Source organism: Mesorhizobium sp. HAY1-8B, from assembly GCF_056868045.1.
On the sequence record NZ_CP200321.1, the window covers coordinates 2,397,527 to 2,422,616 of the forward strand.

17 protein-coding genes are annotated in these 25,090 nt (G+C 60.0%); 11 read left to right on the forward strand and 6 right to left on the reverse strand.

Going from position 1 to position 25,090, the window contains the following annotated elements; genetic code table 11:
• Positions 1 to 61 precede the first annotated feature (61 nt).
• The 3 genes from AC1VON_RS11410 to AC1VON_RS11420 are packed head-to-tail and all read left to right on the forward strand — an operon-like array spanning position 62 to position 3,208.
• Positions 62 to 637, forward strand: a complete 576-nt coding sequence (locus AC1VON_RS11410) for a DUF1349 domain-containing protein (RefSeq protein ID WP_483122196.1) — start codon at positions 62 to 64, stop codon at positions 635 to 637.
• 59 nt (positions 638 to 696) lie between these two features.
• Positions 697 to 2,160 (forward strand): aldehyde dehydrogenase family protein, encoded by a 1,464-nt coding sequence (locus AC1VON_RS11415; RefSeq protein ID WP_483122198.1) that lies wholly within the window; start codon positions 697 to 699, stop codon positions 2,158 to 2,160.
• Between the two features lie 28 nt (positions 2,161 to 2,188).
• Positions 2,189 to 3,208, forward strand: coding sequence for a Gfo/Idh/MocA family protein (locus tag AC1VON_RS11420; protein ID WP_483122200.1), 1,020 nt, complete (start codon positions 2,189 to 2,191; stop codon positions 3,206 to 3,208).
• Between the two features lie 68 nt (positions 3,209 to 3,276).
• On the opposite strand, the gene AC1VON_RS11425 is transcribed toward AC1VON_RS11420, so the two are convergent.
• The 3 genes from AC1VON_RS11425 to AC1VON_RS11435 all read right to left on the reverse strand — a co-directional run bounded on the left by AC1VON_RS11425 (position 3,277) and on the right by AC1VON_RS11435 (position 7,886).
• The gene (locus AC1VON_RS11425; protein WP_172352084.1) at positions 3,277 to 3,489 is read right to left on the reverse strand and encodes a DUF768 domain-containing protein; all 213 of its coding nucleotides are present in this window, start codon (positions 3,487 to 3,489) and stop codon (positions 3,277 to 3,279) included.
• Positions 3,490 to 3,582: 93 nt separating this feature from the next.
• Positions 3,583 to 5,085 (reverse strand): M10 family metallopeptidase C-terminal domain-containing protein, encoded by a 1,503-nt coding sequence (locus AC1VON_RS11430; protein ID WP_483126312.1) that lies wholly within the window; start codon positions 5,083 to 5,085, stop codon positions 3,583 to 3,585.
• A gap of 224 nt (positions 5,086 to 5,309) precedes the next feature.
• The gene (locus AC1VON_RS11435; RefSeq protein WP_483122203.1) at positions 5,310 to 7,886 is read right to left on the reverse strand and encodes an AMP-binding protein; all 2,577 of its coding nucleotides are present in this window, start codon (positions 7,884 to 7,886) and stop codon (positions 5,310 to 5,312) included.
• A 484-nt stretch (positions 7,887 to 8,370) separates the two neighbouring features.
• Between AC1VON_RS11435 and AC1VON_RS11440 the strand changes: the two genes are divergently transcribed.
• From AC1VON_RS11440 to AC1VON_RS11465, 6 genes are all read left to right on the forward strand, one after another.
• Positions 8,371 to 9,588, forward strand: coding sequence for a glycosyltransferase family 4 protein (locus AC1VON_RS11440; RefSeq protein WP_172352081.1), 1,218 nt, complete (start codon positions 8,371 to 8,373; stop codon positions 9,586 to 9,588).
• Positions 9,585 to 10,844 (forward strand): O-antigen ligase family protein, encoded by a 1,260-nt coding sequence (locus tag AC1VON_RS11445; RefSeq protein ID WP_172352080.1) that lies wholly within the window; start codon positions 9,585 to 9,587, stop codon positions 10,842 to 10,844. The genes AC1VON_RS11440 and AC1VON_RS11445 overlap by 4 nt, the downstream gene beginning before the upstream one ends.
• A gap of 1 nt (position 10,845) precedes the next feature.
• The gene (gene asnB / locus AC1VON_RS11450; protein ID WP_483122205.1) at positions 10,846 to 12,843 is read left to right on the forward strand and encodes an asparagine synthase (glutamine-hydrolyzing); all 1,998 of its coding nucleotides are present in this window, start codon (positions 10,846 to 10,848) and stop codon (positions 12,841 to 12,843) included.
• Between the two features lies 1 nt (position 12,844).
• The gene (locus tag AC1VON_RS11455) at positions 12,845 to 15,055 is read left to right on the forward strand and encodes a GumC family protein (protein ID WP_172352078.1); all 2,211 of its coding nucleotides are present in this window, start codon (positions 12,845 to 12,847) and stop codon (positions 15,053 to 15,055) included.
• 73 nt (positions 15,056 to 15,128) lie between these two features.
• Positions 15,129 to 17,360, forward strand: coding sequence for an oligosaccharide flippase family protein (locus AC1VON_RS11460; protein WP_483122207.1), 2,232 nt, complete (start codon positions 15,129 to 15,131; stop codon positions 17,358 to 17,360).
• A 235-nt stretch (positions 17,361 to 17,595) separates the two neighbouring features.
• Positions 17,596 to 18,783 carry an acyltransferase family protein gene (locus AC1VON_RS11465; protein WP_172352076.1) on the forward strand — a complete coding sequence of 396 codons (1,188 nt, stop codon included), beginning with the start codon at positions 17,596 to 17,598 and terminating at the stop codon, positions 18,781 to 18,783.
• Between the two features lie 226 nt (positions 18,784 to 19,009).
• Here the strand turns inward: AC1VON_RS11465 and AC1VON_RS11470 are convergent, their stop codons facing one another.
• Complete coding sequence (locus AC1VON_RS11470; RefSeq protein WP_246740775.1) at positions 19,010 to 20,140, reverse strand: NAD-dependent epimerase/dehydratase family protein; 1,131 nt, start codon at positions 20,138 to 20,140, stop codon at positions 19,010 to 19,012.
• A gap of 180 nt (positions 20,141 to 20,320) precedes the next feature.
• Positions 20,321 to 20,998 (reverse strand): helix-turn-helix transcriptional regulator, encoded by a 678-nt coding sequence (locus AC1VON_RS11475; RefSeq protein ID WP_172352075.1) that lies wholly within the window; start codon positions 20,996 to 20,998, stop codon positions 20,321 to 20,323.
• 290 nt (positions 20,999 to 21,288) lie between these two features.
• On the opposite strand from AC1VON_RS11475, the gene AC1VON_RS11480 reads away from it, so the two are divergent.
• On the forward strand, positions 21,289 to 23,031 hold the full coding sequence (locus AC1VON_RS11480) for a PAS domain S-box protein (RefSeq protein WP_172352074.1): 1,743 nt from the start codon (positions 21,289 to 21,291) through the stop codon (positions 23,029 to 23,031).
• 90 nt (positions 23,032 to 23,121) lie between these two features.
• On the opposite strand, the gene AC1VON_RS11485 is transcribed toward AC1VON_RS11480, so the two are convergent.
• Positions 23,122 to 23,796, reverse strand: a complete 675-nt coding sequence (locus AC1VON_RS11485; protein WP_172352073.1) for a LuxR C-terminal-related transcriptional regulator — start codon at positions 23,794 to 23,796, stop codon at positions 23,122 to 23,124.
• A gap of 558 nt (positions 23,797 to 24,354) precedes the next feature.
• Between AC1VON_RS11485 and AC1VON_RS11490 the strand changes: the two genes are divergently transcribed.
• Positions 24,355 to 25,077 carry a nucleotidyltransferase family protein gene (locus tag AC1VON_RS11490; RefSeq protein WP_172352072.1) on the forward strand — a complete coding sequence of 241 codons (723 nt, stop codon included), beginning with the start codon at positions 24,355 to 24,357 and terminating at the stop codon, positions 25,075 to 25,077.
• The last annotated feature ends 13 nt before the right edge of the window (positions 25,078 to 25,090 follow it).

Consider the following 25,090-nt stretch of genomic DNA (forward strand, 5'->3'; position numbering starts at 1 on the left):
GTGGCCCAGGCGCTGACTGAGCCTCGGCGCCACAAGCGCAAACGAATGGGAAGGTGGGGAGATGGCGGAAGAACGGTTGAAATGGCTCAACGAGCCACCGCAATACACAAACGACGGCGCTCTCCTTCGTGTCACGACAGGCCACGAAACCGACTTCTGGAGGGAAACCTTTTACGGTTTCTGGCGCGACAACGGTCATTTTCTGTATCGCAGCGTCACCGGGGATTTCACCGCCGAGGTGACGATCAAGGGTGAATATGAAGCCCTCTACGACCAGGCCGGCCTGATGATGCGGCTCAGCGAAACACATTGGGTGAAAGCCGGTATCGAGTTTACCGACGGGCGGATGTACTTTTCCGTCGTTGTCACAAACGATGTTTCCGACTGGTCCCTGGTTGCCATTCCGACGGATCCGACGGGCGTGAGGATCCGCCTCACCCGGCATCGCGAAGCGGTTCGCGTTCAGTATCTGGACTCCGGCGACAAGAGTTGGAAGCCGGTAAGGCTCGGCTATTTTCCGCCATCCGACCGGGTGGATGTCGGCATGATGTGCTGCTCCCCTCAACGTGCGGGGTTCGAGGTGGCTTTCACTGACTTCGTGGTCGGACCACCGATCTCCAAAGAGCTGCATGACTGACCTGAAGCCGCAGGATGCGAAGCGTCTCCTGCCTTGCCGATCTTCATCGGGATTCTGAAATGACCAAACGTGAATACGGCATCTGGATCAATGGGGCTGCCGAGTTGCCAGCGGGAAGCACTCTCTTCGAGAGAAGTTCGCCTTCCACAGGTGAAAGCGTGGCCAGAGTTCATCTGGCCGGGACAGCAGAACTTGACCGTGCCGTCGTTCTCGCGAAGGAGACGTTCAGGAAAGGCGCATGGAAGGGGCTTGCGGCAAGCGAGCGCGGGAAGATCCTGCTGCGTTGGGCCGATCTCATCCTGGAGAATCTGGTAACGCTCAGTCGCATTGAGGCCGATGAAGCAGGGAAGACGATCGCTGCCGCCAAGGGCGAGGTCGAGTGGTCGGTGGAGTTGCTGCGCTATGCCGCATCGCTCGCCTGGAGCATTCCCGGTCGTATCGTCAATCACGAGGGTGCCGAGAAACTGGGCCTTGTGACCTACGAGCCGCTTCCCGTCATCGGTATGATTCTTCCCTGGAATTTTCCGACGGTAACCCTGTTTCAGAAGTTGCCCTACGCCCTCGTTGCGGGATGTTGCGTCGTGATCAAGCCGTCGGAGCTCACAGCGGGCACGGCGATCGAATATGCGCGGCTGGCCAAGCAGGCTGGTATCCCCGACGGAGTCCTTGCGGTCCTGCCCGGCACGGGTGAGGTGGTCGGCCAGGGCATGTGCCTGCATCCGGACATCGACATGATCTCCTTCACGGGGTCAACCGCCGTTGGGCGCAAGATCGCCAGCCTTGCCGGCCAGTCGTTGAAGAAGGTGGCGCTTGAACTCGGCGGCAAGGGTGCCAACATCGTGTTCGCCGACGCGCATCTCGACGCGGCGGTCGCCGGTGCGCTCGCTGCCTTCACGATCAATCAGGGTGAGGAGTGTTGCGCCGGCGGAAGGCTGTTGGTCCAAGAGACTATTGCATCGGAGTTTGTCTCGAAGCTGGCCGAAAAGGCCAGGGCGCTGAAGCTTGGCACGCCTGACGACGTCGATGCCGATCTCGGCCCGATGATTCACGCGCAGCATCAGCGGAAGGTCCTCGATTATATCGAAAAGGCCCGGGAGGAAGGTGCAACACTCGTGACAGGCGGGAGAGCGCCGACGAGCCCGGGGCTGCACGACGGTTACTTCGTCGAACCGACCATATTCACTGGCGTCGAGCCGCACATGACGATCTTCAGGGAGGAGATATTCGGACCGGTGCTTGGGGTCACCACTTTCAAGGACGTCTCCGAAGCAATCGCGCTGGCCAACCTGACACATTACGGCCTGGCCAACGGCATCTGGACCTCTAACCTCGACACCGCAATGGCTGTCTCCAGTGCCCTTGAAAGCGGGTTTGTCTACGTCAACACCTATCTCGAGACGGTCCCCCAGCTGCCATTCGGCGGCAGCAAGTCCAGCGGGCTCGGCAGGGAAAACGGTCCTGACGGATTACTGGAATTCATGCAGGCGAAGTCCACATTCGTTCGCCTGCGCCCGAGCGTGTGATCCATCAAATGCAAGAGAGAGCAAGACGATGAAGCCGGTCCGTTTCGGGATTGTGTCGACAGCGAAGATCGCCCGCGATTGGGTGATACCGGCGATGAAAGCCGTGCCGGAGTGTGAAGTGGTAGCCATTTCCTCACGCGACGGATCTCGTGCGGCTCGCATCGCCTCGGAATTCGGTATTTCGAAGCACTATACGTCTTTCTCCGACCTGCTGAACGATGACGAGGTCGAGGCAATCTATATCCCGACGCCGAACAATCGGCACGTCGAAGATGCTATTGCCGCGGCGAGGGCCGGCAAGCACGTCTTGTGCGAGAAACCACTTGCCTTGGACGCAGCGGACGCGCTGCGCCTGGCCGAGGTTCAAATGCAGACAGGCGTGCAGATATCGGAGGCCTTCATGGTCCGGTATCATCCACGATGGCTCGCCGCGCGTGAAATCATCCGCGGTGGCAGGCTCGGACGTGTCACCCAGATCCACGCAACCTACAGTGTGATCAACGACAATCCGCAGGACATCAGGTTCCAGCCGGAACTCGGCGGTGGTGCCTTGGGAGACGTTGGCGTCTATCCGATAACGGCTGCCCGCTTCCTCTTCGAGGCTGAGCCGATCGCCGCGACCGCTACATTCGAAAAGCTCGCGCCCGATGGTGTCGATATTGCTGTCGCCGGCCTGCTCGAATTTCCGGACAACCGCAATCTTCTGTTCAGCGGCGCCCTGCTGCAGGCATGGGCACACTGGATCATGGTTATCGGTACGGACGGCTGGATGGAAATCCCGGTCGCCGTCTGGCCCTCGGCAGAACAAGAGACAATCATCAAGCTGCGCAAGCGTGACGATATTTATGACCGGGATGTCGAAACCATCCGCTTTCCGCCGGCAAATCAATATGAAGAAGAGGTCCGCGAGTTTGCGCGCGCCATAAGGGGTGAGATCAGGCAGTCCTGGCCAATCAGCGACGCGGTAGCGGGAATGCATGTACTCGATGCCATCAGACGGTCTGCCGCGGAGAGGGCGCGTGTCCTGGTCCACAGGGATCGAGGTTAACCCCGGATATAGGTCCCACACACGGCAGCCTGCGGTGATGCGGGCTGCCGATACGGCCGGATGCGCAATCACTCGGTGTCGCGGTGATCGAGGACTTCAAGCATGGTGGTCAGCATGCTTCCGACTTCTTCCGAGATTTCCTCAGGCCGAATCCCCGCCTTGATGGCGTCCGCGGTCGCCTGTTCGGCGAGTTTCGCCGCAAGGGCCGGATCGGCCTTCGAATAAGGTGGAATATTTTCCTCCACCCATTTCTGCAGGAATTCGATGCCGCGAGCGCTCATGACGAACAAAGCTCATTGGAGCGATTTCGTTCCGCCGAGGTACATTCAAGAAAACGTCAGACCCTTTTGGTCAGGGCCTGACGTCCCCAAGGCTCACGTAACGATGAACGAGGATGCCGTCAACGATAGGTGCGGAGAAAGAGTGGCAAACTGGATCTGATGTGCTCTGCCTGTACCATCGCTGTCGAAAGAGAGCGCGCCGGTCGAGCTGTTGTAAATGATGTGGTCATTGCTGTCGTGAGCACCCGCGCCGGCGAAGAAGGCCGAGGTGGGAAGGGCGCCCTTTTGAAGGCCGGAAAATATAGTGTGGTCGAGCTGGATCTTGTCCTGGTACGCATTAAAGTCGGTGATCTTGTCGACATTGCTGGCCTTGAGGGCGGAATTGAAGACAAAGACGTCCTTGCCCCCATTTCCGGTCAGGACGTCTCGCCCACCACCGCCATTGATGATGTTGTTGCCGGCATTGCCGTCTATGGTTTGGGAGAACTCGTTTCCGGTTAGGTTGATGGCGGTGGTTCCGGATCGGCTCGTGGTGGCGAGATGTTCGATCTCCGACCCGGCCGACAACGCATAACTCACCGATGCCAGCACGGTGTCGTTGCCGCTGCCCTTCACTTCCACCACCTTGTCACCGACGTTGTTGACATAATAGGTGTCGTTGTAGCCGCGACCGGCCATTGTGTCGGCGCCGGTGGTGCCGTGCATTACGTCCGCTCCGCCAGTGCCGTAGAAGACGTGATCGCTGCTCGAAGGCGTACTGGTCGTCGGGGGCACGGGTGTGGTGGTGGGCGGCGGCGTCACGGTGGTGGTGCCGCCGGATGAACTGGTGCCGCCGCTCGAAGATGTGCCGGTGTCGCTCTGGTTGTGCTGGAGGAAAAGGGCCTGCAGCGCCGGCGAGTTTCCAAGCGCCGTGTCACCCTGTTGGGAACCCCACGCATAGGCATAGTCGAAGGCGGGGGTCGGAACCAGCTTGGACCAGTGGTCCAGCATGGTCTGCTCCTGGGCGACGGAGGGAAGGACGTATTGGCCGCCGGTGTCGGTCGTGAAGCTGCCGCCCCCGAATGTCTGGTAAACCGGAACGATCTGGCTGACCGGGATGCCCGAGGCGACGGCCGCGGCCACGGTCCTGTCGATCATGTTGTAGTCGACCGTGCTTGTTCCGGTGCGCACCGGGTACGGATCCAACCCGTAATAGTCGATATGAGTGTTGGCGGGATTGTAGGTGTTTGAAAAATCAGGGTTTGCGGAAGACCCCATGTTCATCATTGTAATGAAGGTCTTGGCGCCTGGCAAATGCGAATGGATCCAGTCGGATTCCGCCTTCAAATTCGCGGCGGTGGCGTAGGTTCCCCATTTGCCGGTTGGGTCCGGCTCATCGACGAGGAAGAAGCCAAACACCTTCGGATTGCCGATGAAGGGCGTGACTTTCTGGATAAAGGACGAGGTCGCCCCATTGGCTTCATCGAGCCAGACCAGGCCTTTTGTGCCAGCCGGCAGGGCGTTGAGTTCGTCCACGGATGAAACGTCGACAAGGTTGAATCCGGCGGTTGCGACCTGGGAGGCCGACCCACCCGAGGCATAGTGGAGGGTTGTCATGCAAATATCCTTCGTCCGATTCAGTAGGTGCCCCACACCTGCCTAGTGGAAAGGATATATTAGAGACAAATCAAAAACCGGCGTCCCTTGATAGAATCGTTGATCACAGCGAGCAAAACGCTGTGGACTTGGATGGCCGACTTGGCTCCGAAGCTTGTTGACTATCCAAGGATATTCGGCGCTCCACGCTCGACTGTGGAGCGCGCATGGCGACTGTCTATTTGCTATGCGCCGCGCACCAGAAAGGCCCTTTCTATCAACGGACGGTTATGGCTGAGATAGGGTTCAATGAGCATGTCGAGGTGTCCGCCCACGATCGGGATTATGTTCAGATCGGCAACGAAAGCACTCCAGCCAAGGTCTGCCGGAACGCCTTTGCGCCTGCACCGAAACACGGTGGCGGTAATCGGCAATGCGGGCTTCGGTCGCGCGAGCCACTGGCCGAATGCACGCATCCGTAGGATTTCCTCGAGCTCGAGGCGCAGAATGAATCGCGTCCTGGCGAAAGCCCTCCATTTCAGCCAGTCGATGCCCCTTGCCAGCACAGCCTCGGCACCAAATTGGGCAAACAATTTTGCGAGCGCCCGCAAGGACATGCGATCCACCGTCACTCTATGCGTGCGGATCCGCTGGGCGGTGCGTGCAAGGGCTTCGCGGTAGTTGTGCCGCCCTGGCCCGATGTTGGTGTCGAGGATTCCCAGGAACGTGACCGATCGACCCGCGGCAACAAGTTTGGCGGCGGCCTCGAACGCGACGCCGCCGCCAAGCGAATAGCCGATCAGATTCACATTGCCCTCTGGCTGGGTCTGGCTGATCTGCTCGACGACCGCATCCACCATTCGCGGTATTGTGTCATGGCCCTTGAGCAGATCGTTGAGATCCCCGTAGCGCACCGCAACAACCTTGGCGACAGTGCCCATTTCAGCGCCGAAGGCCGCCAGGCTTGGACCGTAGCCGATCGATCCCGGCACAATAAACAAGATGGGCTTGGGGCCGGAGGCATCGACGCGCGAGCTGCCTGCATCTTGCCCTGGAGACGCTGCCCTGACCACATCCGCGAAGCTCATCCCGACGGTGAACGCCTCCAGGTTGAGTTCACGTCCCAAAGCTGTCTCAAGTTCCATGACGAACTGCAGCAGTTTCAGTGAATCGCCACCGGCATCGTCCCAGTGGCTGCCAGCCGCTTTTTTACCCGGGAGTATCCTCTCCCATACGGCGGCCGCGGCGCCTTCGATATCAAGCGGGTCGGTCGCCTGCCGGACATCTTGCGCGTTCTGGGCGTCTTGCGCATTCAGCGCGCGATCCAGGTCCCGCAACTTGACGCCGTCGACCTTGCCGCCCTTGAGTTGGGGGATCTCGGCAACACTGTGCAGCCGTGTTGGATGAACCGCAGGCGGCAGGGCTGTCCTGATCAAGTCGCGCAATTCAGCAATGAGCTCGCTTCCGCCAGGTCTCGCGGGGACGACAAAGGCCACCAGTTCGTTCGCGTCCGTCACCACCGCAACGGCATCATTCACTTGAGGCGCGCGGCGCAGGACGAGTTCCAGTTCGGCGGGCTCGACGCGTCTTCCGTTAATCTTTATCTGGCGTCCCTTTCGTCCGACGATCCACATCCGTCCAGTGTCGTCGACCTTGACCAGATCGCCCGTTGCGAAGATCCGAAGTTGGGGATCGGCGGAGCTTGCCTGAAGAGGGACGTTTTCCCCATCCATCCAATAGCCCAGCGTGGTGTAGTTGCTTTTGATCAACAACTCGCCCTCATCCCCCGGGGCGACCTCGCATGCGTTTTCTCCCACGACCGTGTACTCGATGCCGGGTAGGACGAAGCCCACCGGGACCGTTGCGCCCTGTTCCGGATAATCCCTCGGCAGGAACCACTGCGTGCCTGTCGTTTCCGTGGACGAATAGCTGATCTGCACAAAGCAGGACTTGGGAACGCTGGCGCGGAGCCGGTCGATGTCCGACCATAAGATCTTTTCTCCACCAACGCGCACGATCCGCAGCGAAGAGAATGTGTCAGACGTGGAACCATTCATCAGTACACGCAGCAGCGCGGGCACGAGATAGGCGACCGTCACCTGCCATTTCTTGAAATTGTCGCGGGCGGCGCGAATGCCGGCGCTCTCGATGTCCAGGAGATACAACGTGCCCCCACACAGCATGGGGGTCATCATCTCGCGGCATCCCGCGATTGTCGCCGGCCCTGTCAGCGGCATGAACACATCGTCAGGACCGATGTGGCAGGCATCTACATATTGCTGAACGCGGTGAAGGATCGCCCGTTGGCTGTTTACGACGCCCTTCGGTGCCCCGGTGCTGCCTGACGTATACAGAACGATTGCCGGGGCATCGACCGACGGATCGGACGGCTGCGCCGGCAAGCTGCCCTCGGTTGCTGCCATGCAGCTTGCCGCATCGATCCATTTCAGGGGCGTGGCATCCGGCCAGCCTGCCGGCTTACCTGGTCCTGGCTTGACGATCGCGGCCAGCCGCGCGCTGGTGGCAATTGCAGCGAGGCGCTGAAACGGATCCCGGGGATTTAGCGGCACGGCGGGCCTGCCAGCGCGCATGGCGGCGAGCATGGCCACCGGATACCACAGCGTATTTCCGATAAGGAGCCCGACCGCCTTGCCCGGTGGGACCGAACCAGCGATCGCACCCGCCAGGTTCTGGACTGCGTTCAACAATTCCGCAAAGCTGAGCGATGTAGAGCCGTCACTGATCGCGGTTTTGTCCGGGTATCGTTCGACAACTCGCTCCAGATGCCAGAACGCCGGTTTTTCGGAGAAATCGTCGTACATCCATTGGAATGGACGGCTGGTTGGTCCGTCCACGTCCAGAGGGCGGGTCGATGCCCGTTTCCATGTGAAATCGTCTGGAGGTCCGATATCGCGATTTATCGCAACGTCCTGCTGCGTTGCCAGCCCGCTAACGGACGCCAAGGCGCATGGAAACGAGCTTTCTGAACGCGGGCGCTCGAACGCTTCCAACACAGTCCCCCTTTTGCTGACTGGCTTTGCAGTGTCCTACGCGACCATGCCGGTCGTGGCATCGTTAGAACGAATGATTCTGGACCGGACTCGGCGATCCGATATGCGCCGATCGATCATCGCCGCATCGTCCATCGCCCTGCTTCATTCAAACAGACGAGGACAGCGGGAAGGCCTGCTCCTAGCGTGGATTTGGGCGTTGTGTGCGTAGGGGCGATGAACCGGTCATGAGAGCAGATCCAAGAGCCAGCCATTTGATGCGGTCGGGATACTGCCGGCATCCTGGGGGCATGGGATGAGCCCGCACCTTGTCTGCATCGGAGGCGAGGATCACCGCCTCAGAATCCCATTCCTGCTGGCGATGCGCGAAAAGGGTTTTCGAGTCACTGCCGTGTCGAGCGATGTGGGGGGAGCCTTTTCGCTCCATGGCATTCCCCATCGCCGATTTGGGTTCGACCGTTTTAGCAGTGGCGGCGCGGAATGGGGCGCTCTCGGCACGGTCCGCAAATTGATGTCCGAACTGCGTCCAGACATCGTTCAAAGTTTCGACACCAAGCCCAACCTCCTGACCCCCTTGGCCGTGCGCGGGCAGGTTCCGGTCGTCCGCACCATCAATGGACTTGGTTGGACATTCTCGTCGCTGGAGCCGCGCGCTCTGGCCCTGCGTCCGGTCTTCTGCGCCCTTCAGGGCCTCGCGTCGTTGTGGACAGCGATGACCGTCTTCCAGAATCGCGACGATCAAGCCTTCTTCGAGCGCTGCCGGCTGGTGGGCGACGGCAAAGCGCGACTGATCCGCAGCTCTGGTATCGACCTGAATGCATTCTCGACAGCAAGGTATCGTGGTCCGTCGGCTGCCACGATGCGCGAGGAACTGGGGCTTCAATCGGCCGAAGTCGTAATCTTTGTCGGTCGGCTGACCCGTCAGAAAGGGATCCCGACCCTGCTCAAGGCGGTTCCCCGCGTCCTCTCCGAGAGGCCCAATGCACATTTCGTGCTCGTCGGCCCGCAGGATTCCGAAGGTCCATTTGCGGTCAACAAGTCCGATATCGAGCGATATGCTCCTCACGTGATCGCTTTGGGATCGAGGCGGGATGTTCCGGCCCTCCTTGGCATGGCCGATCTGTTCGCGTTTCCGACGCAATATCGCGAGGGGATCCCGCGCGTGCTGCTGGAAGCAGGATTGTCCGGATTGCCTATCGTGGCCTCGAGAATGCCCGGCTGCAATGACGTGGTCGAGGATGGCTGGAACGGTTATCTCGTCGCGCCGCGCGACGCGGAAGGCTTCGCATCCAGGATAATCGAGATCCTGTCCGACCGCGCCCGCGGAAAAATCATGGGCGGCCGCTCCGTCGGACTCGTGCGGGAGCGCTTTTCGCTGTCGTGGGTCGTCGATCAGTATTGCGAGCTATACAAGACCGTACTCGGTGGCAGCGGCAGTCTTGCTCGATCGGCCCCTGCGACCATGATGGAAGAGCGTGCGCGACCCCCCCGATTGGGTGAGGCGCGGCAATGATCCGTGACGCGTTCCTGGCCTTCGGCATAGCAATGTCCTACGCGGTGCAGCTCAGCATTCCGGGGCTGCCGTTCGGCTACAGCGAACTCTTCCTCACGCTCTGGATATTGATGTCGATCACGCGGGTCCTTGCTGGCGGCCGACTGGAGGTAACGCCGGCCCTGGCCAAACTTGCACGTTTCTGGCTGATCCTGACGCTTGCCTTGGGCGTTGGTTCCATCATCGGCTTTCTGACGACCAAATTGTTCCTCGATCCGTTGCTGCATGACACGATGGCGTACGTGTTGTTGGCCTGCGTCACCTGCCTGGCCGCCGCGGAGCCGAACGCGGCTGTCCGTTTACGTCGTATCGCCTGGTGGATGATCGCTATCGCGAGTGCCTGCTTTGTCATTCAGGTGGGGGTTGGTTTCGGCTGGATCCATCAGTCTGGCGTCCGACCCTGGTATTGGGACCGCTTTTGCGGTTGGTCTGAGAATCCGAACCAGCTTGCGCTCTACTGCGCTCTGCTTGGTCCCCTTGCCCTGCATCTTGCCATAACCACCAGCAATCCGTGGGGAAGATGCCTTGGGCTATTCAGCCTGATCCTCATCTTCTATGTCGGAAGGCTGACAAAGAGCGATACCTATCTCTATACGACAGTCCTGGCCTGCCTGATCCTTCTGGGATTGCGGCTTCGGGCCTTGCTGGCAGGCGACGGCGGCAAGGCCAGCCTTTCGCGCCAACTTGCCCTCCTGCTCGCGGTTGCGTTCCTTCCATTGGCGGTGTCGATGGCGCCTTACGCCCTCAGCGAGGCCGCCAACGCCGAGGATTTCGCCAAGAGCCTCACCAAGGACAAGGGCGGGGAAGCGACAGCGGAAACCGCGGCACTTCGCCTTTATCTTTGGGACGCGGCATTGGACAAGGGGGCAAGGTCCGGATCTCTGGGGCTGGGCCCAGGCCCACACCTTGATACTCCCCCCGTGGTCAATCAGCAGTTTCTACCGCGGCCTTTCGAGGCCCACAGCACGATCCTCGATCTCTACACTCAGGGCGGCCTGATTTCAGTCCTGGCCCTGGTGTGGGTCCTCGGCTCGGCCGCCTGGTCCGCCTGGCGTGCGAGGCTGGACGCTCTCGTGGCGCTTACGGCATCGATCGCTGTCTTCAGTGCTCCGCACCTGATCATCCGCCATCCGATCGTGTGGTTCTCTTTGACCCTCTGCCTTGTCGCTGGAACGTCTCAGTCGGTTCCCACGATCATTCGCCAGAGGAGATATTAGAATGTGCGGGATCGCCGGAATTCTCTTGGCGCCAGATGCAGCCGATACCAATGCCCTCAGGGCGATCGGACCGATGGCGATGGCCCTTCGTCATCGCGGGCCCGATGGCGAGGCATTCTGGATGAGCCGTGAGGCCGGGATCGCCTTCGGCCACCGACGCCTGGCCATCGTCGACCTCTCGGAGGCGGGTCGCCAGCCGATGCATTCCGCAAGCGGCCGGTATGTCATCACCTTCAATGGCGAAATATACAATTTCCGCGATCTGCGCCGCGAACTGGAGGGGAAGGGCCACCATTTCCGCGGCACCAGCGACACGGAAGTCATGTTGTGCGCGATCGAGAGCTGGGGCCTCGATACGGCACTCCAGCGCTTCGCCGGCATGTTCGCTTTCGGGCTGTGGGATCTGAAGAAACGGATTCTCCATCTCGCCCGCGATCGAATGGGCAAAAAGCCGCTCTATGTCGCCTCGACACGTGAAGCGCTCGTCTTCGCCTCGGAGCTGAAGGCGATCACGTGCTTCCCGGGCTTCAACCCGGAACTCGACGTCGATGCGGCGGCGACGATGCTTTCGAAAGGGTGGGTGCCGGATGACCTTTGCATCTGGCAGGGCGTGTTCAAGCTGCCGCCCGGTTCAGTTCTGTCGGTGACGGCGGCGGATTTCGCCAATGCCCGCGGCGCCGGGTCGCTTGCGCATCGTGTTCGCCGCTGGTGGTCGCTGGCCGATGTCGCCAGCAAGGCGCAGCGGGATCCGATCGCCGGCAGCGACGAGGAACTTACAACAGAGCTCGACAGGCTGCTTAGCCTTGCCGTCAAGGAACGCATGATTGCAGATGTCCCGCTTGGCGCCTTTCTGTCTGGCGGAATTGACAGCTCGGCGGTCGTCGCCCTGATGCAGGCACAGTCCCGGAAGCCCGTTCGCACCTTCACCATAGCATTCGGTGAGAGCGGGTTCGATGAGGCCCCCCACGCGGCTGCGGTTGCTCGGCATCTGGGCACCGATCATACCGAACTTCACCTTTCACCGGCCGCGGCGCTTGAAGTCATTCCGGAGCTGCCGCGGATCTGGGACGAGCCGTTCGCCGATGAGTCGCAGATACCAACGCTGTTGGTTTCGCGTCTCGCCAGGCAGCACGTAACGGTGGCGCTATCGGGCGATGGTGGCGACGAGTGTTTCGCGGGCTATTCCCGGCACTTCCTGGCAACCCGCCTCAGAAGGCAGCATGAGCTGCCATCATCGTTTCGTCGAATGTTGGCGGCGGGGGCAGGATTGCTGGCTCAGGCCTCCCACCTAGACATCTTCGGCAGCCTGCCGCTTTCGGCAAGTATGCGGCACGGATTGCGCGGTGACAGGTTGAACCGCCTCGCCGGCCTGCTCGCGGCGCGAAATGAAGACGAACTGCTTCGGCAACTGACGGGGTCTTCCACCAACAGCCTCCTTCATCACAAGCCGCCGGCATCGCTTGCCGTCGCGGCAAAGCTCGACGACTTGCTTTCGCGTCTCCTGTTTGACGACATGACAGGCTATCTGCCGGGCGACATATTGGTGAAGCTCGATCGCGCCACCATGGCCAACAGCCTCGAGGGGCGGTGCCCGGTCCTGGACCATCGCGTCGTGGAATTCGCCTGGCGCCTGCCGACCAGTGTCAAGGTCCGCAATGGCAAGGGCAAATGGATCCTTCGCCAACTCCTCGATCGTTATGTCCCGCGCTCACTGGTCGATCGGCCCAAGCAAGGTTTCGACGTTCCGGTCGGGGCTTGGCTGAAAGGGCCCCTGCGCGACTGGGCAACCGATATCATCGCCACGATGCGCCTGTCGGGGGACGGGATCATCGACTGTGCGAAGGTCGACGCATGTTGGCGCGATCACCTGCGTGGAAACCAGGATCATTTCCGCGACTTGTGGCCGCTGCTGATGTTCCAGGCGTGGCGCAACGAAGCCATGCGGCCATCGGCGCCGGCAACGCATCTTTCTTACGATATCGAACTGACAGGGGATTGAGATGGAAGGTTCCATAGCCAGCCGCGCCAGACTTCCGCGCGCTACGCAAATGGCTGTTGCTACGCTCGACACCAATCAGCGAATGAGGCGACCGCCACGCGAGCATATGCAACCGTTGTCTCCCTTCCATCAGCTCGTCATCACCCTGGCGACGAGAAAATGGTTGTTGCTTGCCATCGCCCTTCTGGGTGGCATCCTGGCCGGCCTGGCGGGCCTTACCCGTCCGGTGCTGTTCGAGGCGACGACGCAGGTCATCATCGACGCCCCAAGCACCGGCAATCCGGGTGGCACGGCGCTCGTTCAAGATTCGCTGGATTCCAGCATAGATGATCATCTGACGATGCTCTCGTCGCAAGCCCACCTGCGTCGAGTTCTGGTCGCACTGCGCAAGGCTCAGGATGCCGATGCTGCCGGAAAAAGCGGCATCAGTGCTGTCCCGCCCGTCACTGGCTCATTCGTGAGTAATCTCCTGAACCGGATCTGGTCGCAGGGCAAGCCGGCGGCGGGAAGTCCGGAAGCAGCTGATGCCGCCGATGCCGCCGAGCTGAAGACGCTGCGGAACGGGATGAGGGTCGGACAAGAGCTGCGCTCGCGCGTCATCACCATCGGCTTCACCGATACCAGTCCGGCGCGTGCAGCGCTCATCGCCAACACATTCGCTCAGATCTATATCGAAGACCTCGTGCAGAAACGTCGTGCATCGGATCAGCTCGAGCTGGAGTCGCTGGTCGCCGGTCTGCCGCAAGTACAAAAGGATCTGGTCGCCGCGACCGATCGGTTGGAGACCTACCGGCTGACACACGGCGCCGTTGATCAAAGTGCGGCTAACAACGCAGCCAATGAAACAGCGGAGCTCGGCCGGCAGATTTTCTTGTCGAAGGCCAATCTTTCCGCCTCGGAATCGCGCCTTCGCCATATCGAGGACCTGCGAAAGGCGGGCGCCCCTGTCTCGGCCATAGCCGAAGAGATCGGATCGCCTGTGTTGACGGACCTGATGGCACGCCAGCCGGCCGCCGCGGACGGCGATCCGGACAGCGCGATCACCCTCGAGATGGAACAGGCCATCGCACACATCGCCGCGGAGGCGAATGTCTACCGCGCGCAGGTCGCGGCTCTCGAGGACCGCAAGAGGGTGCTCGACGCGGCCGTGGCCGACACCGCGAGCCAGCTTTCCGGATTGCGTGCCCTTGAGCCGCAGGTGGCCATCGTGACACAGCACTACAACGAGCTCCTTGGCCGCCAGCAGGATCTGATACGGCGCATCGCCGCTCCTTCGCCAGGCGTAGCGGTCCTTTCGACGGCATGGCCGCCGTCAAATCCCAAGACCCTGTCGCCAATTTTCCTGATTCCACCCGGCATGATCGTGTTTGGCTTGATGGGGGCGGTGTTCGTTCTGATCCGCAACAACTTCAATCAGACCTTGCGCAGCGAAGCTGAAGCCGAAGCCGAGCTTGGGATTCCGTGCATAGGGCTGCTTCCCAAGGTTTCGGGACTTCATGCGAGACAGCTGCGGCATCTGGTGCTGGGCCAGCAGAACTCACCGTTCAGTCGAGCCGCGACATCCCTTCTCGTCACCGCGGCGCCCACCCAGGGCAGGGGTCAGCCGCCGCATATCGTCCTCGTGACGTCCAGCATCCAGGACGAGGGCAAGACAGAGTTGGCATGGAGCCTGGCGCTGGCGGCAACGAGACTGGGCGGAAGGGTGCTTTTCCTCGACCTCGATCGCAAGGACGTGCGGCTCACGAAGGAGTTTCGTGGTGAATTCAGCACCATCAAGGCTCACAACTCCTTCGGAGACTATGTGAGTGAACGCTGCTCGCTGCAGGATGCAATCACGAGAATGCCAGAAATCGGCATCGATCTCATGGCCGCTCCAGCACCTTCGGATGATCTGCTGACACTTCTGTCGACGGTCGACAAATCCCAGTTCACCGATGAACTGCTCTCGGTCTACGACGTCGTCATCATGAACGGGCCCCTGGGACTCGGCGGCCCTGAAACCAGACTCCTGAAGCGCTGGGCTGACGCGGTGCTTTTCGCCGTTCGCTGGGACAGGACGAGGCGCAGCATTGCTCGTGGTGTTCTGGAGTCGCTCCGCGGCGGTGGATCCGTCGCCGTTCCAGTAGGGAGTGTGCTCACCCAGGTGAATCTAAAGAGACACGGCGGCTACCGGCTCGGGGATAATGCCGACCTCCTGTTGGCGAAGGTTTGATGGGCCGTCGCCTCCGCTTTCCGACAATACCACAGGGAACCAGCTGCGTTCCCGCAATCGGACCTGACCCGGAATGATCATTGAATTTTTTGGACCGCCAGGATCCGGCAAGACAACCTTTGCACACGCGCTGGCAGAGCAATTGCGTGGCAAAGGTTATCACGCCAAGGTCGCCCTCAGCTATAAGCCCAGCACGAGGGTGGGGAGCCTTGATCTTGGAATCGTTCTGTTCATCACGAGAATCGCGTCGGCAATATTATCGACTTTAAGAATATTGCTTTCCTTGAGGGGGATAGCGAACGATCTTTCCATTTCGCTGTCTATGGTAAGGTTGATAACACCAAAGAAGCGAATCTGGCGCGCTCGAATCTGGCGCTATATTCTGCATCTTTCGCATTGCTGGAGCCGTGCCAAGCAATCGCCCGATATTATAATTTTCGACCAGGGATACGTTCAAGCGATTGGATCGCTGGCGATTTTCAATGGGCGCACCGACAACGATGTGCTCGCAACGGCGCTCAGCCTCGCGCCGTGGGCCGATCTCACCATCAGGCTGGTGGTGCCGTCCGCTGTCGTGGAGAACCGTTTACGACAGCGGATCAAGCACCAACCGCCGGCGGAGCGGGCTTTTGAGGCCGACTTGAACGTGAATATGCTTTCCGTTGATGTGTTCGAATCCATAAATGATCTTCTCGCGACTTCCGGCCGAAAAATTATTCCTGTCGACAATGTCGATTGTCAATCGAAGTTCAAGGGTATTTGTACGGTCGAGAAGCAAGTCATTTCCGCTCTTTCGCGGATGGATGGAGGGTTGGCAGGTCGAGACCGAAAAGGCGTTCCCGATGCCCATGCCATGGCTCTCGACAGTCGCGTGTCCCGAAAGGCTCCAGTTTATCCCGCTGCCCCTCCTTCAGCAGTCAAACCTCGACGGAACAAGGACGTCGGCTCGCGGCTCGCTCGAGCAAGCGTCTTCGCCCTTTTGATATATATCGGAGGTGCCGGGCTGACGAGCCTTGCACAGCTGGCCATTGCACGTCTCATCGGGCCCGGCAATTACGGCATCTATTCCTATGTTCTGGCTTGGACCTCGGTGCTCGCCTATCTGGCAACGCTCGGTTTCAATGTATCCCTGTTGCGTTTTGTGCCGGCCTACAGAGCCAACGGCAGGCTTGATCTGGCGCGGGGGGTGATAAAATTCGCCCTGCAGAAATCGCTTCTTGCGGCGACCCTATTTGGAATGACGGGCGCTGCCTTGGTCCTCTTCTTTTCGGATCATGCGCAATCGGATCATATGCGAAGCGGACTTGAGATCAGTATCGTGCTTGGCATGGCGGCCGTACCCTTGATTACCGCTTATGCCATTGGCGCTACGCTCATACGTGCCTTTGGGGGCGTCGTCTCGGCGCTGTTGCCGGAGCGCATCGTACGAGATGGGCTCCTGCTGATATTGGTGGCGATCATGGCCAAGTCCGCACTATGGGTCGTGGACGCGCCGGCGGTGATGGTGGCGGTGCTGATAAGTTCCGCCTTCACGGTTGGGCTGGTGTTCATCACCGCGAGGAAGTTTGAACCACCTGGCTTGCGGCAGACCCAGCCTAGTTATGCATCAAGGGAATGGTGGTTTGCCGCCCCCCCGCTCATGCTCATCACCGGGCTCGATGTTTTTGTCAGCCGGGCAGGGGTGCTGGTTTTGGGCTGGACAGACCATATTCGTGAAGCCGGTATTTTCGCCTTGGCGCTGAATGTCGCGATGCTTGTAGGACTCTCTCGCATCGCCGTCGCTACCATGTTTTCGCCAACCGCGGCCGATCTGTACGCCAGGGGAGATCGTCAGGCTCTGCAGCAACTGTTCGCACGGGCTACATTGCTTTCCGCCGGTGGCGCCATAGCGGTGGCCATCCCGATGATGCTGATCGTCGAACCGTTCTTGAGTTATTTCGGTGAGGGCTACATCGCGGGAGCACCAATCGCGCGTGTTCTCATTTTGGGATATGTCTTTGTCGCGCTGTGCGGGCCTCAGCAGAATCTCCTGACCATGACTGGGAACGAATGGGCCGCCGCAACGACGATGATCGCCGGCGCCGCGGCCAACATCATAGCCTGTGCCGTGGGCGTCGCGATTTACGGCCCGATCGGCGCTGCCGTGGGTGTCGCGCTTGCCCTAAGTATCTGGAGCGTTGCCATGGCCATCTATATCGGCAAGCGACTGAAAATCTTGCCGGGCTTGGTCTTTGCTCTGCTCTCGATCAGGCCAAGCGCGATTGACGCCCAGCAAGGGAATTGGTTCTTGAGGGCGGGTAAATAAGGGCACTTCATCCATCGGTGCCGGTCCCCGTCTCCGACCAGTCGGTGAACGAAAGCCCGATGCATGTTCATCGGCATCGCGGCGAGTGAGCTTGGCACCATTCGAGATGGCTGAAGGCCTGCCGGCAGGGCCATCATGTTTTACGGTCTGTGTCCGTCATTTGAAGGATGCGTGAGTTCCGGACGCGCGTCACCGTGATGTGGCAAGCTGCGGAGCATCCATGGGACAAGAACCAATGGCGGCGGTCTCGACGCCTTCGATGCGCCATCGGTCCGAAAGATCGACGCCTGTCGAGCCCGGCCACCGTCAAACCCTCACACAGGTCCAGGTTCTGCGCGCCCTCGCGGCGACTTCGGTTGCGCTGCGCCACGCCCAGCACGATGCGGCGACCTTGGAACTGGAGGCCGGCCGCACCTTTCAAGCCTGGGAACCGATACCATGGAGCGCTGGAGTCGATATCTTCTTCGTGATTTCCGGCCTGATCATGGTGCACACGTCGCGACAGCTGTTCGCAAAGACGGGTGGCGCGCGCCTCTTTCTTTCTCGCCGGATAGCCCGGATTGTCCCGCTTTATTGGTCGGTCACCACGCTCTATCTTGCCGTGGCGTTGCTCGCTCCCACCTTCCTCAACCAGAGCTACATCAATTCCAGGTTTGTAATCGAATCCTACTTCTTCATCCCTGCCACTCGCCCTGACGGCGTCGTTCAGCCCCTCTACGAGCTAGGTTGGACGCTCAACTATGAGATGCTTTTCTACGTGTTGTTTGCGGCGGCGATCGTGCTCCCCATGCGTTGGGCCGTCACTGTCCTGCTCACGACCCTGGTGGGGATGGTGTTCGCAGGCCGTCTCGCGGCGCCTTTGCGGGAGCCATTCGCGTTCTGGACCGATCCGATCATCCTCGAGTTCGCCTTTGGCGTGATAATCGGCATCATGTGCACCTCGGGCCTGCGGCCATCCGGTTTCATCAGGGCCTGCGTCGCTGCAACGGGACTGGCCGCCCTGATGCTCGCGGCGGCATTTCCCGATATCTCCATCGGCCTCGCCCGCCCCGTTGTCTATGGCATCCCGGCATCTCTCATCGTCTGGAGTGCTGCCTTGGCGCCAGGCGAGCTGCGGCAGGAAAGCCTGGCCGCGCGATGGGGCGCTGGCGTTGGCGATGCGTCCTACGCTCTCTACCTGCTGCATCCGTTCGTGATCCGCGCCATGCGCATCTTCTTCTGGCGAACCGGCCTGATTTTGGTGCTTGGCCCATGGACCTTTATCGCGTTGGCGCTGGCGACCACCTTCGGCGTGGCACTCATCACCTACCGCCTGTTCGAGAAGCCGCTGACTGGCCGTGCCCGACGCCTCTTGGGAGTCGGGTCCAGCGCCCGACAGCAGTTGCGCCCATTTCCGGTGCCGGCTTATCCCAAGGCAGACTGATCGAGCACCACAACGCTGCCGGCCAGGGCAATTCCAGGAAAGTGTGAAACGTTCTCCCGTAGGAATCCCATCAAAACAAATAGTTAGAGCAGCTCGCCATCTCCGTGAATGGTGAACTGCTCAAGGGCAGGGGGAACGCCATCCGTTCGCATGTGGAATTCCATGAGCTTGGGCAGATGAACCGGCATTGTCCTCTTTCCGGTTGCCGCGCCGTCACCCGTTCTCGCTATGCCGGAATGAACACTTGCCGTTCCCGGCCGGCGGGTTTTCCGTGAAAATCCCGGTACCATTCCACGAACCGTTGCACGCCGTCCTCGAGTGCGGTTGCCGGCGCGAAGCCGACAGCGCGGCGAAGATCGCTGACGTCGGCGCGGGTTTCCAGAACGTCGCCCGGAGGCAAGGGCACATTGACGCGAAGCGCGCGGCGGCCGAGCGCCGTCTCGATGATCGCGATCAGGCGGTTGATCTCTTCGGGCCGGTCATTGCCGATATTGTAGATCCGATAGGGCGCCGAACTGGTGGCGGGATCGGCTGCCTGACTGTCCCAATCGGGATCCGCGCGCGGCGGCGCGGCGAGCACGCGAACCACCCCTTCCACGATGTCGTCGATATAGGTGAAATCTCGCCACACGTGGCCGGCATTGGCGATTTCAATCGTTCGTCCCTCGGCTATGGCATGGGTGAACGTATAGACCGCCATGTCGGGCCTGCCCCAGGGACCATAGACGGTAAAGAAGCGCAGTCCGGTCACGGGCAGCCCGAACAGGTGGCTGTAGGAATGCGCCATGCATTCGTTGGCGCTTTTGGTCGCGGCGTAGAAGCTGACCGGATGACTGGCGCCATGGTGCTCGGAAAACGGTATGCTTCGATTGGCGCCATAAACGGAACTCGACGAGGCATAGACGAGATGGTCGACGCCGGTGCGCCGGCAACCCTCCAGGACATTGAGAAACGCGACGATGTTCGACTGCACATAGGCATGCGGGTCGACGAGCGAATAGCGCACCCCGGCTTGAGCGGCGAGGTGCACAAAATGCGATGGCCGGAAGTCGGAAAACAGCGCTTTCACGAGCGCCTGGCCCGCGAGGTCCATCCGCATGGGAGTGAACCTCGGCTCGGCACAGAGGCGTGCAAATCGCTCTTCCTTTAGCCTTGGATCGTAGTAGGGCGTGAAATTGTCGACGCCGACAACCTCGACGCCGTGTCGCAAAAGCCGCGACGCGACATGAAATCCGATGAATCCAGCGGCACCCGTGACGACGACCGGCCCAGCGCGCGCAAGTTCCGACACAGCGCCGTCAGACTGCACGCGAGCGGCATCCGCCAGCTTCTGCCCTGTCGAGTTCAGTTCGACCATAGCAAGTCTCCTGTTTCGAGGTCCCAGGCACTGCCTGTGTCCGACCGCGCGGCGAAATGGGCAGAGACGGCGCCGTCAGTGCCACGACCGTTGCAACGCGGCCGCACGGCTGCGTTGCAACGCTCGGTTCCCGATCGTGTGTATCCGGACGGATGCTGACACCTGGCGAAGTCGCCCAACTCACGGCAGGACCGAAATGCGCCCCAGAAGAGCCACCAGCTCTGCCTGCCGCTTTGTCTCGGTCTTGGCGAACAGCGAGGCAAGCTGGGAGCGGATCGTCGTGCGGCTGAGGCGCCAACTGCGGGCGATCTCCAGCGGCGCGTCGCCTTGAGCCAGGCGCAATGCCAGCTGCGTTTCCGCGCCGGTCAGGCCAAACATCCTTTGCAATGTCTGAGGATTGGCCGCTGACGTGTTCTCCCGATCCAGCAAGGCGACGATGCTCGTCCCGTCGGGTGCGATGACGCCCGTTTCATTCAGGATCACCGGCCTGTCGCCTCTGCTGCGGATCACCACCCATGACAGTGAGCCTGGCTGGAAATGGACCGGAACATTCGCGACCAGCCGCCTTAGCCCCGCGGAAAGCTCGCTGGCCGTTTCGGCCGCTTCGCCCTGGCGCTCTAGTGTGTCTTGAGCGGCTACATTCCATTCGATTACTTTTCTGTCGCGATCCAGCACCAGATAACCGCAGCCGATGCGGTCGAGCATGCCGGTTATGGATTCCAAACTGCGTCGCTGCGCCCCGCCGATTCTGGCGTCCGATCGATCCGAGAGGTGTGTCGAGCGTGCATTGCGAGTATTCCTCAGTACGATGTATTGGCTGCTCGCAGCCACGTCGTTGTGCCTGTCAATCAGTGTCATAGCTTCTACCCCAACCCTAGTTGCTTCTGACGCAAGTAAATTACGCATCATTTACTTGCTATAAGTTTCACATATCGCCCAGAGCGCGCTCCTCTGTCTTGGGTTTCGACATAGTTGAAGACCTCCGCGGCAGAACGATTCCGCAGCGTTTGTTGAAATGTACGTTCTGATGAGCCCTTCCAACCCTCGATTTTATTCGCCGTGAAAGGCGTGGCAATCCGGCAGTGGTACTAGGTTGCCCCTTCACGGCCTAGTCTCGACGGACTAGACGGAAGGTTGTAGTCTGACGCATGGGTTCGCTTCTGCGCCGACTGAAATTGAATGTGTCAGGCACCCCGTTAGCTCATGTAGCTTCGCTGTTGGTGCTGGCAATCTCTTTAATATTCGTGGTAACAAATACAATACATGTTGGGCAGGATGCGGCGTTTATTGCATTTGTCCCCGCGATTATTATTATTGCATATCTTGAAGGGCGATTGCTCGCCATCACCGCGACGCTTCTCATGGCAGTTGCCGGCTTGTGGGAACGGCGCGTCCTGAACTCTCAAATCTCCGCGGAGGATTGGACGCGCGCCATCTTCCTCCTGATTTCGGGCGGCTTGATCGCGTTTGTGTTCCACCGCCTGCGACAGGATTTGCGCGGGGCACTTGAGGTCGCCGAGGCAAGGCTTGCTGCCATCGATGCCGCCGAGGGCCGCTATCGTTGGGCCTTCGAACGCGCGGCTTTGGGTTTTGCGAATGCCAATCGACGTGGCGAACTGCTGCAATCGAACAGACGTCTGTTTGAGATGACCGGCTACGGAGAAGAGGAACTTGCGCAGCTGGAGCTGGAGGCGCTTGTTCTTCCTGACGATCGAGATGCCGTGCGGGATTTGTTGAAGGATCTGAGCAATGGCGCCGCTTCATCCGCTGCGGATGTTCGCCTGTTGAGGAAGGACGGCAAGGCATTCTGGGCTCGTCTGGCCCTGTCTTCTTCGCGGCCTGACGAGGTGTCCACCGAGAGCGTGTTCGTGGTGATCGACGATATTTCCGAGCGACGAGCCGCACGCGAGGCTCTCTGGGCTCAGAAGGAATGGCTTGATCTCGCTCTGTCTGCCGGACGCCTGGGCACGTGGCGTATCGATCTCAAGGAGGGGACAGTCACGGGCTCCGACAAGTTCTGGGACATCCTTGGCCTGCCGCCAACGCGCGTCCGCCCCTTGGAAGAACTCTCGACCGTGATTCATCCGGCCGATTGGCTGAAGCTGGCGGCCTCGGCAAAACCATCGTCGGCTGTGAATTACGACATCGAGATCCGTGTCCGGCGGACGGACGGCCATGTGCGCTGGATTGCCCTGCGCGGTCGGCAGGAAAAACACGGCGATCGACCGTTGCGCATCGGGGTGGCTGCCGATCTCACCGAGCGTCGACAAACCACGCTTCTTCGCGCTGCCGTGAAGAAGCGCGAGCGCATCATGCGCGAGGAACGCCATCGGTTCAGCAACCTGTTCCCGGTCATCACGGCCCTGGTGAAGATGATCAATGTTCCCGAGAACGACGTTGCCAAATACAAGGAAATGCTGATCGATCGGATCAGAACGCTGGAAGCGACGCACATGCTCCTTTCAGGTCATAGCAATATTTCAGGGCTGCTCCACGAACTCGTGGCCCAGGAACTGCAGCCGTTCAAGGAAACACGGGATATAACGATCAGCGGCCCCTCCGTTTTAGTACCAGGTGGCGCCGCCGAGAGCTTTGCTATGATACTGCACGAATTGACGACAAACTCCGTGAAGCACGGTGCGCTGGGTGACTCACAAGGCAAGGTCGAGGTTAAGTGGCAATTCGCACCCGACGGCGCGGGCGACGATCTTGTGTTCGACTGGGTGGAATCGGGGCGGCGGAAGAACGCAAAGGTCGTGCGCCACGGTTTCGGTTCCATGATAATCGGCGTCGACGGCACGCCGCTTGTCGGTCATTCCCCGAAACTGGAAATATCGGAGCACGGACTGCGGTATTCATTGCGGCTATCGCGGAAGGAAATCGAACTCTGAAGCGCGCCATCTGTGAGACGATCTCGTGACACACTTTAAGTGCTTGTACCGTGCATTTCACCCAAACCGCTCGCCTTGAGCGACCCGCCGTCAGTTGACATTCCTCGACAGCCAGCTTTGCAGCAAAACGGCTGCTTCGGTCCGGTTTCGTACCCCGAGCTCGCGCAGAATGGCAGCAGCATGGATTTTCGTTGTCGCCTCGGCAATATCCAGATTGCGTGCGATCTCCTTGTTCGAATATCCCTCCGCCATCAGTTTGAGGACGTCCTGCTGTCTCGGTGTGAGCTTGTCGAGATTGGCGCCGTTCAAGCTCCGACGAGTTTGATTTTTCGCCGGGGGCAAGGTCGGATATGGCTTCTCGGCCAACGCTCGAGACAACAGCGCCGGCACATAGATCCGGCCGGAGAGGATCTCGCTTACGGCCAGCACGACTTCCTCGTCTTTCTGCGACTTGACGATGTAACCGTGAAGTCCGATCGAAAGAGCGGTCAGTATCTCAGAGCGCGAATCGTCCCCGGAAACGATCGCAAAGCGCGTACCAGGATAGGCCGCCAGAACGTCCCCGAGAACCTCCTGATTAAACAGTCCGGGCATGTTAAGGTCGAGGATCGCAAGATCGATGGATGCCTGCTCCTCGAGAAGATTGACCACGGCATCGAAACACGCAGCCTCGAATATCTCGGCATTCGGAATCCCAGCCGTAAGTGCCAGCCGCAAGCCGCGCCGATACAAGCCGTGATCGTCAGCGATGACGATCCGATACATTGAACTACCCCAACGCTCACTCGGTTCCCGACGAGAAAACCCGCCGAAACCTCCCATTCCTCCGTGGTGAACACTACTGTGGTGACCAACCACCAATCGTGACATCACAATGATATCCACGGCGTCCCCACCCGCGAACATTACGCATGGATAATATAATCCTAAATTGCGAAAAAGCTTCTGTTATTTTTTTTAACCCTGCGCGAGCTACCTGGCCTGCCGAGCGATATCGAGCATCAGAGGTCGTGGTGCCTCACGACTTTTTGATGCCAGCACCTGCCTTCGCTGGGGCTCAAGGGCCAATCCCGGCATTCGGCGGACGCTGCTCGCGGCCAAGTCCTGACCGCTCAGGCCGGCCTCGATTTCGCGGAAAATTCAATACCGGAAAAGCGTTGGCTCGTTCCCATTCGAATGCACGACGACAGCCACCCCAGCTGTCACATACCCTTCTCCTATGATGTTCGGATTGCCGCCGAGGGTCGGACCGGATGCCAAGTCCGAATGAACTCGAACACGAGATGCCCGGACACAACCAAATTGTAAATCAGGGAGGATCGGATGAAAGCGGTGATTCAATGTGGCGGAATGGGCACGCGCCTTCGGCCCTTCACGTCGGTCTTGCCGAAGCCCTTGATGCCGATAGGAGCCCGGCCCGTTCTTGAGTTGCTTCTCAAGTGGCTGCGGCGCAACGGCATAGAAGAGGTCTACATCACGACCGGCTATCTCGGGCACCTGATCCGCAGCGTCTGTGGAGATGGATCGCAATGGAATCTGAAGATCAGATACACCCAGGAAATGGAGCCGCTCGGCACCATCGGGCCTCTGTCCCTGATCAGGGATGAACTGAACGATACATTTATCGTGCTCAACGGCGATGTTCTTACCGACCTCAGTCTCAGCCGGTTCGTAGCCGCGCACCGCATGCACAAGGATCCGGTTACGATCGCCACCGCCTGCCGGTTGATCAAGATGGACTTCGGCGTCATCGACGAGGTCGACAACGCCGTTCAGCTCTTCAGGGAAAAACCGACACTTTCCCATCTCGTCAGCATGGGAATTTACTGCATGAACCCGGATGTCCTGCGGTTCATTCCCTCCGGCATCCCATTCGGGTTCGACGATCTGATGCTCCAGATGATGCAGGGCGGCACGGCCGTGCATGTGTACAAGCACGACGGTCTCTGGCTCGACATCGGTCGTGTTGACGACTTCCAGAACGCACAGGCGATTGCCTGGGAAGAGCAGTCGACCTCGATCGAGGTCGCCGCAGCGGCCGCGTGAAGAGTTCAGATGT